The 16283-nt window shown below is 51.9% G+C and carries 20 protein-coding genes; 7 read left to right on the plus strand and 13 right to left on the minus strand.

Annotated elements, in window-relative coordinates; translation table 11 throughout:
- Nucleotides 1–3 precede the first annotated feature (3 nt).
- The 4 genes from argC to KNP67_RS07255 form a co-directional block, all read right to left on the minus strand.
- On the minus strand, nucleotides 4–1029 hold the full coding sequence (argC, locus tag KNP67_RS07240; protein WP_214756378.1) for an N-acetyl-gamma-glutamyl-phosphate reductase: 1026 nt from the start codon (nucleotides 1027–1029) through the stop codon (nucleotides 4–6).
- 147 nt (nucleotides 1030–1176) lie between these two features.
- Nucleotides 1177–1494, minus strand: coding sequence for a hypothetical protein (locus KNP67_RS07245; protein ID WP_021068170.1), 318 nt, complete (start codon nucleotides 1492–1494; stop codon nucleotides 1177–1179).
- A gap of 33 nt (nucleotides 1495–1527) precedes the next feature.
- Nucleotides 1528–2010 (minus strand): hypothetical protein, encoded by a 483-nt coding sequence (locus KNP67_RS07250; protein WP_235045196.1) that lies wholly within the window; start codon nucleotides 2008–2010, stop codon nucleotides 1528–1530.
- Nucleotides 2003–2278 carry a 4a-hydroxytetrahydrobiopterin dehydratase gene (locus tag KNP67_RS07255; RefSeq protein WP_021068168.1) on the minus strand — a complete coding sequence of 92 codons (276 nt, stop codon included), beginning with the start codon at nucleotides 2276–2278 and terminating at the stop codon, nucleotides 2003–2005. The genes KNP67_RS07250 and KNP67_RS07255 overlap by 8 nt, the downstream gene beginning before the upstream one ends.
- Nucleotides 2279–2420: 142 nt before the next feature.
- Here KNP67_RS07255 and KNP67_RS07260 point away from each other — a divergent pair, with 142 nt between their 5' ends.
- Together KNP67_RS07260 and KNP67_RS07265 are read left to right on the plus strand one after the other, a co-directional pair.
- Nucleotides 2421–2954: a cysteine hydrolase family protein gene (locus KNP67_RS07260; protein ID WP_131471576.1), complete on the plus strand. Its 534-nt coding sequence runs from the start codon at nucleotides 2421–2423 to the stop codon at nucleotides 2952–2954.
- A gap of 22 nt (nucleotides 2955–2976) precedes the next feature.
- Nucleotides 2977–4422, plus strand: coding sequence for a nicotinate phosphoribosyltransferase (locus KNP67_RS07265; RefSeq protein WP_131471578.1), 1446 nt, complete (start codon nucleotides 2977–2979; stop codon nucleotides 4420–4422).
- A gap of 46 nt (nucleotides 4423–4468) precedes the next feature.
- Here the strand turns inward: KNP67_RS07265 and KNP67_RS07270 are convergent, their stop codons facing one another.
- Nucleotides 4469–4771 carry a hypothetical protein gene (locus KNP67_RS07270; RefSeq protein ID WP_131471580.1) on the minus strand — a complete coding sequence of 101 codons (303 nt, stop codon included), beginning with the start codon at nucleotides 4769–4771 and terminating at the stop codon, nucleotides 4469–4471.
- 114 nt (nucleotides 4772–4885) lie between these two features.
- On the opposite strand from KNP67_RS07270, the gene KNP67_RS07275 reads away from it, so the two are divergent.
- On the plus strand, nucleotides 4886–5359 hold the full coding sequence (locus KNP67_RS07275) for a YwpF family protein (RefSeq protein ID WP_131471582.1): 474 nt from the start codon (nucleotides 4886–4888) through the stop codon (nucleotides 5357–5359).
- 74 nt (nucleotides 5360–5433) lie between these two features.
- Here KNP67_RS07275 and KNP67_RS07280 read toward each other — a convergent pair whose 3' ends face one another.
- The 3 genes from KNP67_RS07280 to KNP67_RS07290 all read right to left on the minus strand — a co-directional run bounded on the left by KNP67_RS07280 (nucleotide 5434) and on the right by KNP67_RS07290 (nucleotide 7522).
- On the minus strand, nucleotides 5434–5910 hold the full coding sequence (locus KNP67_RS07280; protein WP_131471584.1) for a DUF456 domain-containing protein: 477 nt from the start codon (nucleotides 5908–5910) through the stop codon (nucleotides 5434–5436).
- Nucleotides 5911–5920: 10 nt separating this feature from the next.
- Nucleotides 5921–6520 (minus strand): histidine phosphatase family protein, encoded by a 600-nt coding sequence (locus KNP67_RS07285; RefSeq protein ID WP_131471586.1) that lies wholly within the window; start codon nucleotides 6518–6520, stop codon nucleotides 5921–5923.
- 66 nt (nucleotides 6521–6586) lie between these two features.
- Nucleotides 6587–7522 (minus strand): alpha/beta hydrolase, encoded by a 936-nt coding sequence (locus KNP67_RS07290; RefSeq protein WP_131471588.1) that lies wholly within the window; start codon nucleotides 7520–7522, stop codon nucleotides 6587–6589.
- Between the two features lie 172 nt (nucleotides 7523–7694).
- Between KNP67_RS07290 and KNP67_RS07295 the strand changes: the two genes are divergently transcribed.
- Nucleotides 7695–8687: a metal ABC transporter solute-binding protein, Zn/Mn family gene (locus KNP67_RS07295; RefSeq protein WP_131471590.1), complete on the plus strand. Its 993-nt coding sequence runs from the start codon at nucleotides 7695–7697 to the stop codon at nucleotides 8685–8687.
- 41 nt (nucleotides 8688–8728) lie between these two features.
- Here KNP67_RS07295 and KNP67_RS07300 read toward each other — a convergent pair whose 3' ends face one another.
- From KNP67_RS07300 to KNP67_RS07320, 5 genes are all read right to left on the minus strand, one after another.
- A complete protein-coding gene (locus KNP67_RS07300; protein ID WP_131471592.1) occupies nucleotides 8729–9181 on the minus strand; it encodes a hypothetical protein in 453 nt (150 codons plus the stop codon).
- A gap of 65 nt (nucleotides 9182–9246) precedes the next feature.
- Nucleotides 9247–9705 (minus strand): DUF1877 family protein, encoded by a 459-nt coding sequence (locus KNP67_RS07305; RefSeq protein WP_242678967.1) that lies wholly within the window; start codon nucleotides 9703–9705, stop codon nucleotides 9247–9249.
- Between the two features lie 81 nt (nucleotides 9706–9786).
- Nucleotides 9787–11229, minus strand: coding sequence for an alanine/glycine:cation symporter family protein (locus tag KNP67_RS07310; RefSeq protein WP_214756379.1), 1443 nt, complete (start codon nucleotides 11227–11229; stop codon nucleotides 9787–9789).
- 181 nt (nucleotides 11230–11410) lie between these two features.
- Complete coding sequence (locus KNP67_RS07315) at nucleotides 11411–13879, minus strand: CoA-disulfide reductase (protein ID WP_021068156.1); 2469 nt, start codon at nucleotides 13877–13879, stop codon at nucleotides 11411–11413.
- Nucleotides 13876–14181, minus strand: coding sequence for a rhodanese-like domain-containing protein (locus tag KNP67_RS07320; RefSeq protein WP_021068155.1), 306 nt, complete (start codon nucleotides 14179–14181; stop codon nucleotides 13876–13878). Before KNP67_RS07320 ends, KNP67_RS07315 begins: the two co-directional genes overlap by 4 nt.
- A 286-nt stretch (nucleotides 14182–14467) precedes the next feature.
- Here KNP67_RS07320 and KNP67_RS07325 point away from each other — a divergent pair, with 286 nt between their 5' ends.
- The 3 genes from KNP67_RS07325 (at nucleotide 14468) to KNP67_RS07335 (ending at nucleotide 16267) form a co-directional block, all read left to right on the plus strand.
- Nucleotides 14468–14734 carry a metal-sensitive transcriptional regulator gene (locus tag KNP67_RS07325; protein WP_021068154.1) on the plus strand — a complete coding sequence of 89 codons (267 nt, stop codon included), beginning with the start codon at nucleotides 14468–14470 and terminating at the stop codon, nucleotides 14732–14734.
- A 66-nt stretch (nucleotides 14735–14800) separates the two neighbouring features.
- The gene (locus KNP67_RS07330) at nucleotides 14801–15232 is read left to right on the plus strand and encodes a type III secretion system chaperone family protein (RefSeq protein WP_016509669.1); all 432 of its coding nucleotides are present in this window, start codon (nucleotides 14801–14803) and stop codon (nucleotides 15230–15232) included.
- A gap of 90 nt (nucleotides 15233–15322) precedes the next feature.
- Entirely contained in the window at nucleotides 15323–16267 is a 945-nt protein-coding gene (locus KNP67_RS07335; RefSeq protein WP_021068153.1) for a DUF4003 family protein, read from the plus strand.
- Nucleotides 16268–16283 lie beyond the last annotated feature (16 nt).

The following is a 16283-nucleotide window of genomic DNA, read 5'->3' on the forward strand; positions in this document are numbered from 1 at the left end:
TCCTTATATGTACTGGGGTTGTTCATTCAACCCGGCTGTTTCGTTTAATCCAAAGCGGACATTGGCGTTTTGAATCGCTTGTCCGGCCGCACCTTTTTGCATATTGTCGATGACCGAGATGATGGTCATTCGATTCGTTCGTTGGTCGAGATACACCCACAAGTCGCAATAGTTCGACCCGACGGCAGTTCGAATCTCCGGTTCGCCTTGTTGCACCCGGATAAATGGTTCATCCGCGTAAGCCTGTCGCAATGCGTCCACCCAATTCGCTTCGCTCTGCTCAAGCGTCGGGACGACGCTCATCGTCGCCATGATGCCTCGATTGATGGGCAACAGGTGTGTCGAGAGTGACACGGTCGCTTGCGTCCCGCTCACTGCATAAAGCGTCTGTTCAATCTCCGGGATGTGTTGATGCGTATGGATTTTATACAGTTGCACGTTTTCGTTGGAGCGGGCGTGGTGCGTCTTGGCGCTGAGTCCCTTCCCGGCTCCCGTAATTCCGGAGCAGGCCGAGACGATGATTTCGTTCGGGTCGATCCAGCCTCCGTTCACGAACGGCAATAAGCCGAGCGCGACCGCCGTGGCGTAACACCCGGGATTGGCAATCCAATCGGCCGACCTTACAGCGTCTCGATTCCATTCCGTCAATCCATATACCGCCTGTGCTTGAAGCGATGCCGGTACGGCCGGTTTGCCATACCACGTCTCGTAGCTCGATGCCGGCAGACGTAAGTCTCCACTCAAATCGATGACGACCCCTTCATATTCCGTCAACTGCGTCACGTATTGCGCCGACACTCCGCTTGGCGTCGCGAAAAAGATGACGTCGATGTCGTCCAATGCGTCCACATGGAACGGTTCGAGTGTCAAATCCTCAATCTCTAACCATGGGTACAGTTGCGCGAGTGTCGACCCGGCGCTCGAATCGCTCATCGCCCGGACGAGCGTGAACTCGGGATGTTTCCCGATCAGCTTTAACAGCTCCATCCCGGCGTACCCCGTGACGCCGACGATTCCACAAGTGATCATCTGCCGAACCTCCTTAAAAGAATAAATCGATTAAAACATACGCATATTTATACTGTTAATTGTATTTTTATACAAAATAGACAGAGAGGTTCCTGCCAGAACACGAAAAAACGGCCCGGTGCAACAGCACCGGACCGTGGATATGAATTAGATTTGATTTTTATGACGAGCGTCTTGAAGCGCGTCGACCAAGTCTTTCACGTCTTCGACGAGATTTTGAATCGTATCTTGGTTCTCTTCATAGAGTGCCTTCAAATCCATGACACGATCTTTCAAACTCGCTTTCGAAGAGGCTTGAAGGCCGACCGAATGAGCTTGTGTAGACGTATCGTGTGACTTGAGTCGTGATTTCATATGCTTGAGCTGGCTGACTTGTTGCTCGCGCGTCTCTCTGTGGAGAAGCGATGCCCCGGCTCCGATGACGGCACCTGCGGCCATACCTAACCAGAAGTAGTTCTTGTTCATAAAAAATCCTCCCCTAACGTGACGTTATGTTTATTATAGGTCATCTGTTGCATCGACGACATAGTGTTTTATGATCGGACCGGCTCCTTTTTGTTCGACGGCTTCTTTCAGCCATTCTTGGAACAAGATGTAGTCGGTCGAATCACGAAAACGATTCCCGCCTTCGGTGAATTGGATGAAAACAACCCCGTGGTTGTCTTCAGGGTCGACACCGAGCCGATAGGCGGCAAAACCGCTATGGCCAGACCCAAGACGTGATTTGTCTTTCAACAAACGATGGAACAAGAGCGACCGGGCGTTCGAATCGACCGGAATGTTCGCATAGACAATATTCCCTTTCGGGGCGAATTGTCCTTCTGCTTCTTCGATTTGAAACGTCTTTCCGCTCTGGAACGGAGACTTGTCCCCTTCGGCGAGTAAAATCGTTTCCGTCCCGTTTGCGACGAGCACACCCGGTTGTTGACGCAATCGTTCAGCGACCGTACCTGAGGCGAATGTCATGAATAGCTTAGACAAGCTCCTCACAACCTTTCGCGAGCATGATATCTTTCTCCGTGATTCCACCTTCGTCATGCGTCGACACGGTCAACGTGACGTTCCGATACTCGATTAAGATGTTCGGATGGTGATCGAGCGACTCCGCCAAATCGGCGACGAGATGGACGAATTGAATCGCCTCTGGAAACGTCTCGAGACGATACGTCTTTTGTAATTCCCCTTCGACAACGTCCCAGCCGTTTAAGCGGGACAGTTGCTCTGACAGTTCGGTTGATGACAGCAGCATGTGCTGATTCCCCTTTCGCAAACAGTTCTTCTTACACCTAGTACCCGACCGCGATCAAAAATAATCTTTTTCGCTTCATGCAAAATGATTTAGAATAAGAAAGATAGCCAACTATTCTTTACATGAGAGAGGAGATCTCGCCATGCGTGGATTGATTGTGATCGACTACACGTTTGATTTTATCGCAGACACGGGTCGTTTGACTTGTGGAAAACCAGGGCAAGACATAGAAGAACGAATCGTCCAGTTGATTGAGGAGTTCGCGGACGAGGATTATGTCGTCGTCGCGAACGATGTCCACGACGCTGGTGACACGTATCACCCTGAGACGACGCTCTTTCCGCCTCATAACATTCGTGGGACTGAAGGCCGCGAACTTTACGGCGCCGTTAAAACCGCGGCGAGCCGGGCCGATCATTGGATCGATAAGACACGCTATAGCGCCTTCGCCGGTACCGACCTTGATTTGCGTTTGCGCGAACGGGCCATCACGGAGATTCATCTCGTCGGTGTGTGCACGGACATCTGTGTGCTCCATACGGCAGTCGACGCGTACAACCTCGGCTATACAATCGTCGTTCACGCCGATGCCGTCCAAAGCTTCAACCCAGTCGGTCACGATTGGGCGCTCGAACATTTTGTCACGACACTCGGGGCCACTGTGACCGGGAAGTGACATAAAACAGAAAGGAACGATTATGTTACATCGCAACCTAGCGCTTCATACCGACCTATACCTCCCACGTTGGATGTATATTTATTGGAAACAAGGCCGTCACAACGAACAAGTCGTGTTCGACCTGTATTACCGCTCGAATCCATTTAGCGGAGGCTACGTCGTCTTCGCCGGCCTACAAAACATCGTCCACTACTTGGAGAACGTCTCGTTCACGGAAGAGGACATCCGTTACTTGAAGCAACAACTCGACTTCGAGGACGAGTTCGCGGACGTGCTCCGCAACTTCAAGTTCACCGGTTCGCTTTATAGCGTCCGCGAAGGAGAAGTCATCTTCCCGAACGAACAAGTCGTCCGAATTGAATCGACAATCTTTGAGGCGAAACTGTTCCAGACGGCGCTCTTGAACATCGCCAACCATGAGTCACTCATCGCGACGAAATACGCGCGCATCCGTCAAGCCGCACCGAATGAGACGTTGCTCGAAGGTGGGGCCCGCCGCGCCCAAGGCGTCGATGCCGCCTATTACGGCACACGAGCCGCGTATATCGCTGGCTTCGACGTCACGAGTTTGGTTTCGGCCGGACGTGATTTCGATGTCCCGACCGGCGGAACGATGGAGCACGCCGACATCCAGTTCCATGATGAAGAGCTCGAGGCGTTCCGCTCGTTCGCGGAGATGTATCCGGACAACACGAGCCTGTTGATCGACACGTACGACACGCTCAAGTCGGGTCTTCCGAACGCGATCACGGTCGCCAAGGAACTCGAGGAAAAAGGCTATCGTTTGAAGTCGGTCCGACTCGACTCGGGCGATTTGGCTTACTTGTCGAAACGGGCTCGCAAAGCACTCGACGCGGCCGGGCTCGACTACGTCAAAATCGTCGTCTCAGGCGACCTCGATGAGTACGTCATTCAAGACTTGCGGATGCAGGGCGCTGAAGCCGACACGTTCCTCGTCGGGACGCGCGGCATCACGGCGTATGAACAGCCTGCACTCGGCATGGTGTACAAACTCGTCGCCCGCGAAGGCGCCGACGGGAAGTTGAAGCCGGTCATCAAAGTTTCGTCTTCGAAAGTGAAGACGACGACGCCGCACAAGAAAGAATTGTATCGCATCATCGATAACGAGACCGGGAAATTCAAAGGGGACTATATCGCCCTGGCTGATGAGCCGGTCGAAACGTATAACGAGATCGACTTGATTGACGTCCGCGACCCGGCGTTCCGGATCAAGACACGCAACTTTAGCGTCAAACGTTTGCTCGTCCCGATTTTCCAAGACGGCGAACGCGTCTATGACTTACCGAACGCGAAAGCGATTCGCGCGTATCATCATGAGCAGATGAACGGTCTATGGGAAGAGTACAAACGCCTCCGTTTGCCGGAAGTGTACTCGGTCACGTTCAGTAAACCGCTCTGGGACTTGAAACTCGAAATGATTCGTCAAACACGGATCCCGAAATAAAACGAAAGGCTACGGATTTGTTCCGTAGCCTCTTTTGATGATGGTTTTATGCCGTCGTCATCTCGTTCGCATGGATTTTATCTTCTTTTCTCCGAAAGTAAAGAGCGATTGAAAGAGAGATCAAAATCAATATGAAGTAAACGGTCCGTTGCCAAAACGTCGCTTCCGTATCCCCTTGGAACAACGCGATGATATAATCACTCCCGCTCACGAAGAACAATCCCGCGAGCAAGAGAAAGATTCGATATCCGGCCCGACTCCGCTCTTGCTTTACTTTGAAGAAAAGGACACCATAATAACCGATTGCTAGAATCGTGATATACCCGATTATGCCAACAACCCAACTCATCTTGACGCCTCCTTATCCTCTATTTTTTTACGTCGCTTCCCCGCTATCGTAACACAATCTTCGAACCAGACTATGTTAAGATAAACTAAAGAAAATGTGGAAGGGACCGATACGATGAAAACGTTCCGCCTAGTCCAAGTTCACCTTGTCCAAGACGAGTATGGCAACGAGTTGAACCTCCCCGTCGAACTGCTCGATGGGTTGATTATCTCGAAAGAGCATGACAACGAATGGCTCCTCGAGATGCTCGTTCCAACCGAATTTGCCGTCACGCTTCATCACTATTTGAACAAGCGAATCCTGCTCCTTGCCGAAGCCGTCATCACGTCACCGGCGAACCGTCCGGCCGCCCTCGCGTTGACGTTCACAAGCGAACGATCGCTCAGCGACCATCACACGTTCGTCGCCGAAGGGCTCATGCTGATGCCGAAACAAGATCCGACCAAGCAAGTGCTCGATTCGTTGATTTCCGAAGGCGTGGCGAACGCCGAACTCAAACCTTCCTTCTTCGAAAAACAAGTCGAACAGCAGCAATCGTTCAGTCGTTCCGCCTTCACACAGCTCGTCAAGACAGGATCGTTCGAATAAATCGAACGGTCTTGTTTTTCTTTCCCCGTTTTTATAAAATTCTCAACCCAAAAAGGCGAAGAAATTTCTTCGCCTCAAACGTAGATGAAAAACAAGATGACCATCATCGTCATCCCGACGACTTTGAGCATCGTGCTACCGAGGAAAGCGAGCACGGTCCCGACACCGATACTCCACGCCTCACGCGTCGATTTCCCGAGCGTGAGTTCGGCGAGAAACGCGAAGATGAACGGGAAGATGAGCACCCCAACGAGTGGGAAGATGAACGGTCCTGCAATCAAACCGATGGTCGCTCCCCATTTCGCCCGTTCCGAACCGCCCCGTTTATCGACTGTAGCCCGGGTGACGATATAGTCGACCACGAACAAGAAGATTAAAAATACGGTCTGCCAGAGCCAAAACGTCCACGTGAGCGGCTCGAATGAGAAGCCGAAGCCGTAAATGGCATAACCGATGAATAAGAACAAGACGCTCGGGATGACCGGATAAATCAATCCTGCGAACGCGACAACAAATGAAGCGATGATGAATATCCAGAGCAATGTCGTCATGAGTTTCTCCTCACTTCGCGACAATCACATTCGTAATATGGTCGGCGACATTGACCGCCTTGACCACGAACTGACCATCTTGATGTTCGATATAGTTCGAGCAGGCGTTGCGCATGGCATGACGGAACGTATACGTGTCGTCAATCGCCGATAGCGCAGCTTTAATCGCATGTGAATGACAGACGACAATGACACGTTTTCCGGCATGCGTCTCGACGAGATCATGCATACCGCTCAAGACACGGGCTCGCATCTCGTCTTCTGACTCGAGACCAGGTACGCGGTCTTGGTCATCGGCTTGGACGGCTTCATAGATGCCCGGCACCGGTTTTCCCGACGCGGCCCCGAATTCACGCTCGATGAAACGTTCGTCCCGGATGATATGTGATTCGTCGATGCCGCACGCCTCCGCGATGTAACGCGCCGTGTCGACGGCCCGTGACAACGGGCTCGCCACGATGACGTCCCATGATTCTTGACTTAAAAAGGCCGCACTCTCTTCGGCCTGCCGATGTCCGAGTGCGTTGAGCGGGATGTCTTCCCGTCCTTGAATGATTTCTTGAAAGTTCCAATCGGTCTGACCATGTCGGACCAAGCAAAGTTCTGTCACGCGAGTCACTCCTTTATGATTCCTAAATCCTACCCCATCGTACCATCTTTGCGAAAAAGCGCAACGTCACATCATCGCGTCATCGATGAAACGATCGATGCGGGCCATGAGTTGCGTTTCTTTGATCGGGTTGTCGGATTGGAGAAAGCTCGCTAACGAATGCGTACCGTTCGGGAAGGAAATCAGTTGCACGTTCGCACCGACCTCACTCGCATGTTCCACGAAATGGAGCGCCTGTCCGAACGGGACGATCGGATCTTTCTTTCCGTGCAAGAGGAGTATCGGCGGCGCATCATCGTAAAGATGTGTGACCGGGGAACACTTCACCATCAGCTCGCGCCACGCCTCCCGGCTCCCCTCATAAAATTTCAAATGCGCGAGCCACGTCTGGATGAACTTGAACAATAAGAAATTCGTCGGCGGATAGAGGGCGATGACCCCTTTAATCGGCGGGACGTCATCACCTAGTTCACCGGTGAACTGTTTGCTTCGATCGAGCGCCGTCGCTAAGACGAGGGCCGCACCTGCCGAGTCACCCCAGACGATCAGTCGGTTAATATCCAAGTTGAGCAGACCATCGTGCTGTTTCAAGTAGCAAAGCGCATCGGAGACGTCGATAATGTTATCCGGGAAATAGACACCGTCCTCGAACAGACGATAGTCGATGCTGATGACCGCGAACCCTTTGGCGAGAAAATGGTCGAGCAACGGATGGAACAATGTCACCATACCTCGATTCCCTCGTACGAACGCCCCCCCATGGGCATAGACCGCGACCGGGAACGGTCCATCCCCTGGCGGATAATACACGTCAAACTGGAGCGGACGGTCATTGACAATCTTGTACGTGTGAGTCCGGCGTTTGCGGGTCGAGGGGCGCACCGGCAACTCGGGCTCTTGCCAACGCACGAGCGATCCATACTGGTTCCACACGCTGGCCCCGGCTGCCGTGGCGGCCGCGAGCGCCGCGCCACCGACGAACCAGGCGGTCTCCTTTCTCATATACATCCACTCCTCGTTCTTTTTTTAATCATATTCCCTTTTTCTCGAAAAACCATCCATCTGAAGTCGGACTTGACGTGCACGGATTCGCCACCTATAATATAACTCGCAGTCACAGAACGTAACGGTTACGATTTAAAGGTTCGCATAGAGAGGACAGGTGGAAGAGTTCATGAATAAAAAGTTATTAAGTGTCGCCGCTGCCGGCACACTTCTATTAGGTGGATGTGCAAGTAATGAAGAGAGCGGTGCGACGGAGGAGACGAGCGACCAGTTGACCGTCTACGCGTCAACGTTCGCCTTGAAATCATTCGCCGAGGAAATCGGGGGCGATCGTGTCCGTGTCGAGATGGTCATCCCGCCTGGCGCTGATCCCCATACGTACGAGCCGACCTCAAAGCAGATGACCGACATCGCCGAGGCGGACTTGTTCTTGACGGTCGGCCATGACCTCGAACCATACGTCGAGTCGATGGAAAAAAGCTTGGCCAATGAGAACGTCACGTTCGTGAAGACGGCCGAGGACGTCACACTCCTCTCGGCAGAAGACACGGTCCACGTCCATAGTGAGGACGAGCACGGACACGAGGAAGATGACCATGCCGAGGAAGAGGCCGGTCATAGCGAAGATGATGGCCATAACCACGGCCAGTACGACCCACACGTCTGGCTCGATCCAATGAATGCCATCTCGATGGCTGAAGCGGTCGAAGCGGCATTCAGCGAACAGGCCCCTGACTATAAAGATGAGTTCGCGGATCGTTTGAGCGCCTTCAAAGAAGAGGCCGACACGCTCGACGCCGAGCTCAAAGCAGCAGTCGACGGCGGCTCGAAGTCTGAGCTCCTCGTGACGCATGCAGCCTACGGTTACTTAGCGGAACGGTACGGCTTTGACCAACTTCCAATCACGGGTCTCACACCTTCTGAAGAACCGTCGCAACAAGCGTTGAAGCGCGTCATCGAAGAGGCACAACTTCACGACTTGACGCACATCGCTTTCGAAGACACGGTGACACCAAAAGTCGCTAAGGTCGTTCAAAACGAAATCGGTGCGGAGACGGTGACGATTTACAACTTGGAATCGGTCACGAAAGAGCAAATGGATAAGACTTACTTCGACCTCATGCGCGAGAACGTCAAAGCGCTTGAGACAGCATTGAAGTAAGAGTCTCAAAAAAACAGCTCGGCGCGTTGGCGCCGAGCTGTTTATGTGTGTTCTGGTTCCCGGTCGATTTGTCGAAACCTCACCCAAATGACGCCGCATACGAAAATCGGAACCGTCAGCATCACTGTTTGGAGAAGCGTATCGATCAGCACGTTCGTCGGGTACATCAGTTCAATGAACACGAAACAGAGCACCGCCAAACAGAGAACCGTCGCGAGCAGCTTCTTCAAACTCAGCAATGGATTGCGTTCGCGTAGGAAGAGCACACTATTCCCTATGGCGAAGCCACAGTTCACTACAATCAAAGCGTAGAAGAGCATCGAAATCGGATGATTATAGGCTGGACCCGTCGAGATGACGTAAAACCATATAATCAAAAATGCAAACACGGTGACGAGATTGATTCGACCTACATTTTTCTGATCTGCCCGATACGCGAAGATTGGGCTTAAGATACCGATGACAAACGTCATTTGGGCAAAGAAATCAAGCATACGTCCACTCCTTGATAATCCATTTGTAATAGTTTACCAATTTTCAAGATGTTTTCATAGCCTGTTCATTCATAGTAAATCAACACGAGCTCATCCCGCTCACTCGCCTCTTCACAGAATCGTTTCAACAGCGTCCATTTGAGCCAAACGTCATCGAACCCGTCATGGTCGATGAACGCCATATCGGCCACATCCTCTTTCGTGAACGCGTTCATCGCATCTTTGACGATATGGAGGAGCTGCGGCGTCAAAATCCCGACAACGACCGCCTGCTTCTCATTGACGATCAACTCTTCCCCGATGACGGCCATCTCTAAGTTATACGTGTCATCCCCATCGATATAAATCTCGATTTGTCCGAGAATCTTTTGGAAGCGTTCGATCCTAGGGAGCGTCAACGTCTCATACGTGTCACGTTGTTGACTGTGCACGTGCAGCAGCCAATCTAAAATCATTTCCGGGTCTTGGCCGAACGAGACCCATACTTCCGGGGAAATGCGTATATAGTGTGTCGTCTCCATCATTGAACGCCCCCCTTTTCTTCAGTTTACCCATCTTTCGGGCGCAAAAAAACCGTCTACGCGCTTTCGTAGACGGTTTGTCGTTTATGAACGGATCGTGCCTGCTTTGACTTCTTCTTCTGATTCCCAAGCTTCGATGTACTCGCGACCTGGCAGATCTTCAATCGAATCGGCGTAGAAGACCGGATCTTCACCTTGACGGCGTTGCTCCAAGTAATCGTCGAGGACGAGACGGGCAACTTTTGCGAGACGGAAAATCGCATACAAGTTGACGAGTGCCATGAGACCCATGAACACGTCCGCGATTGACCAGACGAGACCGGCCGAACGGACGGCTCCAAAGAGGACCATGCCGACGACACCGATGCGGTAGAGTGTGACGTAAATCTTTTTATCCGAGATGAACTGGATGTTCGTCTCACCATAGTAGTAGTTTCCAAGAATCGAGCTGAACGCGAATAAGAAAATCGCGATCGTGAGGAACGATGTCGCCATCGGACCAATCTCTGCTGTGAGCGCTGCTTGTGTCAATTCGACACCTGCGAACGACTCTGAACCGGCGACACCTGACAACAGGATAATCATCGCTGTCGACGTACAGACGAGAAGCGTGTCGACGAAGACGCTGAACGATTGAATCAATCCTTGTTTGACCGGATGCGATACTTCAGCAGTCGCCGCTGCGTTCGGGGCTGAACCCATCCCCGCTTCGTTCGAGAAGAGACCGCGTCGGATTCCTTGGAGCACCATCGCTCCGATGGCACCACCGAACAATTGTTGAAGTCCAAAGATTCCTTCTGAGAAAATCAAGCCGAAGACTTCCGGCAACAATGAGGCGTTCGAAATCATGACCCACCCGGCGAGCAAGATGTAACCGCCAGCCATAATCGGCACGATGATACTCGAGAGCACGGCGATTGATTGAATCCCGCCGAAGATGACGATGGCTGTCACGACAGCCAAGACGAGACCGACTGTCGTCGTGCTAATCCCGAACTGGTTGCTGACTGACAACGAAATCGTGTTCGATTGAACCGAGTTGAAGGCGAAGCCGAACGAGAACGTGATCAAGATGGCGAATAAAATCCCGAGCCAGCGCTGACCGAGCGCACGTTCCATATAGTAAGCCGGACCACCGCGCCATGTGCGACCGTCGCGAATTTTATATACTTGCGCGAGCGTACTTTCGACGAATGCCGAAGCCGATCCGATGAGCGCGATCAGCCACATCCAAAAGACGGCTCCCGGGCCTCCGAGCGCGATGGCAGTCGCGACACCGGCAATGTTCCCGGTCCCGACGCGTGCAGCCGTCCCGATGGCGAACGCTTGGAATGACGAGACTTGGCCTTTTTCACGCTTCATGCCGTCTTTGAACAAGAGGCGGAACATTTCAGGCAACATCCGGAACTGGACGAACCCCATGCGAACGGTGAAATACAAACCTAAGGCGACAAGGACAACGATTAGCACTGACGACCAGAGCAGGTCGTTGGCGTTTGTAACGAGATCTTCTACGAATTTCTCCATCTTTAAATCCTCCGTGTATGTGTAAGTTATAAGAAAAAGTTATGTCAACTTTCTTTACATGAGTAGAATTATAGGAAAAACGTTAAAAAAATGCAATCTTTTTCGACAATTTTCATTTTCGGTGTCGAACAACAAAAAAGCGACCGGTCACGCGACCGGTCGACTAGATTATCTCATTTGATTAGATAAAGAGGTTCAAGTTACCACCTTCGGCTGCCCCGAGGTATGCTGCCACACCACCGAGATCGATGCCGTCGATTAACTCTTCTTCTTTAATTCCCATGACGTCCATCGACATCGTACAAGCGACCATTTTGACGCCTGCCTCTTGAGCCGATTTAATCATTTGATCGAGTGACGGGACATTTTTGTCGCTCATCACTTTCTTCATCATCTTCTGACCAACGCCACCGAAGTTCATGTTCGAGAGCGGAAGCTCACCTGCATGAGATGGCATCATCATGCCGAACATCTTCTCGAGGCCTTGCTTTTTCACTTCTGGTGCATCTGGTTTACGGATGACGTTGAGTCCCCAGAACGTGAAGAACATCGTGACGTCTTTACCCATTGCCGCTGCACCTTGCGCGATGATGAACGATGCGAGTGCACGGTCGAGGTCTCCACTGAACACGACCATCGATGCGCCGTCGCCTGCCGGTGCGCCCGCTTGGACGGCTGCAGGGCCTTGGCCTTTTTGAAGGACGGCTTCGACGCGACCGTTCACAAATTGTTTCGAGACGAGCTTGTTGCCCGTTTTCTTCGCCCATGCTTCGATGTCCGCAAAGAAGCCAGGATCACTTGCGAGGACGCGGAGCGTCTCGCCTTCGCCGAGTTCGGCTACTTTTTTATTGACTTCTAAGATTGGTCCCGGGCATTGCAGACCGCACGTATCTAGGAAAATCGGTTCCCCGATTGGTTCATTCATCATTACTGGTGGTGCCTCCTCCGTTGCTGTTGCGGCAGTCTCATTTGCTGCCGATGCGTCTGCCTCGATGGCATCGAAATCGCGTTTTACTTGTGACCACGTCTTGTAGCCACCGCTCAAGTTTTTAACCTTGAATCCGTTTTGACGCAAGATGCGGGATGCGAGATATCCGCGAAGTCCGACTTGGCATGTCACATAAATCGTTTCGTCTTTGCTGTAGTTGTCCAAGTGATCGCGTAGCGAGTTGAGCGGAACGTTGATTGAACCAGGAATTTTGCCAAGTTCATGTTCTGACTCGTCACGGACGTCGAGCAATGTCGCGCCGTTTTGGACCAACTCGTCAATCTCATTCCAGTGCACGACTTCGTTATCGCCGAGGACGACGTTCGACGCGACGTAACCGATCATGTTGACCGGATCTTTCGCTGAGCTGAACGGTGGTGCGTAGCTGAGTTCAAGGTCTGGAAGGTCAAGGACCGTCAAGCCACCTTTCATCGCTGTCGCAATCACATCGATCCGTTTATCGACGCCGTTCATCCCCACGCCTTGCGCGCCGTAGATTTCACCTGTCGTCGGATGGAACAAGAGTTTGAGTGATACGGGTGTCGATCCTGGGTAATAACCCGCATGTGAACCCGGGTGCACGTGGACGGCTTCGAACTCTTTACCGGCCGCTGTCAAACGCTTCTCGTTCCAACCTGTCGAGGCGACGGTCATATCAAAGACTTTGGCAATCCCAGTCCCCATCGTTCCGTTGTATTTAACGTCACGACCGTTGATGATATCGGCGACAAGACGACCTTGGCGGTTGGCCGGCCATGCAAGTGGAACAACCGTCGGCTCTTTAAAGATATAATCGAGCACTTCGACGGCGTCACCAATCGCGTAGATGTTCGGGTCTGACGTGAGCATCTTCTCGTTGACGCGGATGGCGCCACGAATACCTGTCTCAAGACCTGCTTCCGTTGCAATCGACGATTCGGGCACGACACCGATTGATAAGACGACCATATCGGTCTCGATGACGCGACCGCTCTTCAAGTGGACACGTTTCCCTTTCTCAGAGAACGAGTCGACACCGTCAGAAAGCTGAAGATCGACGCCGTGAAGGCGCATGTGCTCGTGAACCGGTGAGACCATCTCGCGGTCGAGCGGTGTCATGACTTGATCGGCCATCTCGACGAGCGTGACGTCGACGCCACGCTCCCGTAAGTTTTCAGCCATTTCGATTCCAATGAAGCCGCCACCGATGACCGTCGCGTGTTTTGGCGCTTTATCATCGACGTAGCTACGGATTTTATCCGTATCTGGGATGTTACGGAGCGTGAAGATGTCTTCTGCTTCTTCAATCCCAGGGATGTTCGGACGAATCGGTTTCGCCCCTGGTGACAAGACGAGCACATCATATGACTCATCGTACGTCTCACCTGTCTTGACGTTTTTCACCGACACCGTCTTCTCGGCACGGTTGATTTTCGTCACTTCCGTCAAGTTACGGATGTCGAGTTGGAAACGCTTGTTCATCCCTTCGACGGTTTGAACGAGCAATTTTTGACGGTCTTGAATCACGTCACCGATGTAATAGGGAAGACCACAGTTCGCGAACGAGATATACTCGCCCCGATCGAACATGACGATATGATTCTCTTCATTTAAGCGACGAAGGCGGGCGGCTGCCGAAGCACCACCGGCGACCCCACCGACGATTACGATTTTTTTACTCATTGCGCATTTCCTCCTTTGACGACTTCACCTGGCCAGCTCATCAAGCCATCTTCTATATTGACCACTTTATAACCTTTCGCTTCCATTTGCCAAGTCGCCTGCGTGCTGCGAGCACCTGAGCGACAAAGGACGATGTACTCTTCTTCAGGATTGAGCGTCTCAATCCATTCCGACATTTCGGAGAGCGGATAATTTGTCGCGCCAGCAATGTGCGCTTCTTGGAACTCGTCACGTTCACGAACGTCGACGATGTTGACTGGTACTTCAAAATCCATTTGACGTTTCAAGGCAGATGCTTTCATGTTTGTTTACCCATCCTTTTGATCTATAATATTTCACTTATTTATTCGTCAGCTTGGTAGCGGGCGTTCGACGAAAGTTTGTGATTCGTTGAACATATCGCTTCCACGTCATTAATATACCCCCTGTGGTATTTGATTGCAAGGGATTTGTTTGTCGAATCGGTAAACGTTTGAAAAAATTTCACATCAAACGTTGTTGCTCGACACATACTCCCCCACGTATTAAGATGAGACTACACAATAAATAGTTGGGTTACTGAACGATTTGAATATAGAGGTGAATCTAATGGAACAGTATCAATACGATGCAAAAGTGTTGAACCGGATGAAACGGGTCGAAGGACAAATCCGGGCCATCATCCGCATGATGGAAGAAGGGAAAGAGTGCCGTGACGTCGTGACACAGTTGAGTGCTGCTCGATCAGCGCTTGACCGCGCCTCGACCATCATCGTCGCGAAGAACTTGGAGCAGTGCATCATCACCGCCCAACAAGATGGCGAAGATACGTCAGAAACCGTCGAAGAAGCCATCAAAATGTTGATGAAACGCTAGTTCCCCTTGCTTTCCCTCCGCAAATGGGCGAAAGTTAGAGTAACGACTTTTAAGGGGGACTTGTTTGTGAACTTCGAAGAAAAAGTAGAATCATTTAAAGCGCTCGTCGCTGAACGCAATATGACGTTCAAAGAGAGCGAGACTGAAACGCATGTCACATTTTTGACGCGTGAAACGACTAAATCCGGGGCTCAGCCCGTTATGATTATCGCCTTCAATAAAAAGACGACAGATGCGGAACTGTATGCCGCGACGGTCACACACGTGCCGGATTACGTCGAAGACCTACCGATTCTGAACGCCTTGAACGAGTTCAACCAAGAGTTCAAATACTTCCGCTGCGTGCTCGACAGCGACCGTGATGTCACGCTCGCCTCGACGCTCGACCTCGACCTCGGCTTCTCGCCAGAGATCATCTTGCAACATTCATTCATGATGTTCCAAGCGGCCGATGAAGTGAACGAGTATATGCAGAAGTTGTATACGCAAGTCCAATAACAAGCAGCCGCCCCGGACGAATCCAGGGCGGCTTTTTTTGAATCATTCTTTCGATCGGGCTCGTATAAGGAGGAAAAGGAGGAATTGCTGATGATGACACGCTATACGCATTACCTCGAAGCGCTCGAGGCAATCAGAGGAGCGACAAAGTGGTTCACCGATGATTTCCGACGCTTGATGGCCATCAATTATGCCATACACGACACCCCGTTCGATGAAACTCGGTTCGAGCAGGCTCAAGCGGCCGTCAAACGGAAAACGAAAGCCTTCTCCAAGTTTCGCGGCAGCAATAATTTCGTCTGGCTGTCGTTTCTCGATGCCAAGTATGAAGACATCGAACCGGCCATCGACGAGGCACTCCGGCTCGATACGTTGCTCGACCGGAAACACTTCCGCTTCAGTATGTTGCGTCCCTTCATCGCGAGCCAACTGATTAACGTCGATGAGCCCGAGCGCCGGCTTGACGAGGCGAGCGCACTCTATCAAACGTTCAAACGAAACCATCCTTGGCTGACGAGCGAAGAAGACCTTCTGTCTGCCCTCGTCCTCGTTCAAGCGTTCGATGACCACGATACGTTGAGTCAACGGATTGAGACGTATTACGAAGCGTTGAAAGCCGAGTTGCCCCGCTCAAACGAGCTCCAACTCGTCTCCCATCTGCTTGCTTTTAGCGACTTGCCTTCAGACGAGGTCATCAACCGCCTGCTCGAGTGGCGCGCGCGGCTCCAAGGACAAGCAATCGCCGTCAAAAATGAGCATCTGCCAGCGCTCGCCCTCTTGGCCATCGTCGCGGCTCCGAACGACAACGACGAGCGCGACCTGATCGACATTACGAACGCTGAGAAGGAAAAGCATCGCTGGTTCCACACCCACGCGTTGACGGTCGCCCTGCAACTCGTCGCGGCAAACAACATCAAGGAAGATGCGAGCGATTTACTGTTGCACGGGACGTTCGCCCATCTGCTCGCCATGCAACAGGCGGCCACGGCAGCGGCGACCGTGGCTATCATTTCGAGCACATCTTCGAGCGACTAAAAAAGAAGGGTTTCCC

Origin of the sequence: Exiguobacterium sp. s157, from assembly GCF_018618205.1 — a bacterium.
Classification (GTDB): Bacteria; Bacillota; Bacilli; order Exiguobacteriales; family Exiguobacteriaceae; genus Exiguobacterium; species Exiguobacterium chiriqhucha.